The sequence below is a fragment of the Sphingobium sp. C100 genome, assembly GCF_000508185.1.
In the GTDB taxonomy this organism is placed as follows: Bacteria; Pseudomonadota; Alphaproteobacteria; order Sphingomonadales; family Sphingomonadaceae; genus Sphingobium.
The window spans coordinates 1-1392 of record NZ_AYOY01000105.1 but is presented as its reverse complement, the minus strand read 5'-3'; the positions used below and the strand labels follow the sequence as shown (position 1 = coordinate 1392).

At 48.3% G+C, this 1392-nt stretch carries 1 protein-coding gene; it reads left to right on the top strand.

What is annotated here, in order from left to right; translation table 11 throughout:
* On the top strand, window positions 1-1361 hold a 1361-nt coding region (gene tnpC, locus C100_RS32335; protein WP_024019164.1), incomplete at its 5' end, for an IS66 family transposase.
* Window positions 1362-1392: the final 31 nt, after the last annotated feature.

Sequence of the window (1392 nt, the reverse complement as noted above, 5' to 3'; positions counted from 1 at the left end):
ATGATGCCTCTGCTCCTGAAATCGCAGAGTCCATTGATGCAGAAGTGAGCACCGCAGAATCAGCCTCTGATGCTGTATCGTCTGCGCCTAAAAAAGCCTCCGGCCGTAAACCTCTGCCTGCGGTATTACCGCGAGTACGTATCGAACACGATCTTGCTGAAGTCGATAAACGTTGTGAATGTGGCTGTGTAAAAACCTGCATCGGTGAAGACACCAGCGAACAACTGGATATTATTCCTGCTGTGGTTCAGGTGCTCGTTCATGCCCGCAAAAAATACGCGTGTAAGGCCTGCGAAAACGGCGTGCACATTGCTGAACTTCCGAAACAACCGCTTCCTAAGAGCAATGCCAGCCCAGGCTTACTCGCCCACATTGCGGTTGCCAAATATCAAGACGGTTTACCTCTCTACCGGATGGAAACCATTTTCAAACGAATGGGCATTCATTTACCGCGTAACACCTTAGCCAACTGGATGATCAAAAGCAGTGAATGTCTGCAACCGCTCTATAACCTGCTGAATGATCAACTTCTGGATAGCGACTACATCCACATGGATGAAACTCGGGTGCAGGTGTTAAAAGAACCGGATAAAACGGCCGAAAGTCTCAGCTACATGTGGGTCCGAAAAACCGGTGATCGAGAACATCCCATCATCTTATTTGATTACGCGAGTAGTCGACGTACAGACGTTGCAGCCTCGCTATTAGGCGACTATCAAGGCTACCTGCAAACTGATGATTACGCGGGTTATCACCGAATTGGGCAGCAAGAAGGCGTCACAGCATTAGGCTGCATGGCTCATGCTCGTCGTAAATTTATCGAGGCGCAAAAAGTCAGCCCTAGCCCGAAAGGGAAAGTCAGCAAAGCCGATATGGCGATCACCATGATCAAAGGGCTTTACGCTATCGAAGCTAGCATCAAAGACCAATCAGCCGAACAAAAATATCAAATTCGACAAGAAAAAAGCCTTCCCCAGCTCAATAAACTCAGAGCTTGGCTGGATAAAGCGTTGCAACAGACCCTGCCTAAAGGAAAAACGGGCGAAGCGTTAGCCTACCTTGATAAAAACTGGGATAAGCTCACGGTATACATCAGCGATGGCCGACTGAACATAGACAACAACCCAGTCGAAAATGCCATCAGACCGTTTGCGATTGGACGCAAAAATTGGCTGTTTAGCGATAGTCAACGTGGTGCAAAGGCCAGCGCCATGCTGTACAGCATAATAGAAACCGCCAAAGCGAATGGACTCGAACCCTACGCGTATTTACGTACGGTACTGACGCGATTGCCGCACTGTGAAACGGTGGAAGATATTGAAAAACTGCTGCCGGAAAATATAGAACTGGCGGTTATTTAAATTGGTAGGTGGGGTTGCTTGAGCGCTTACA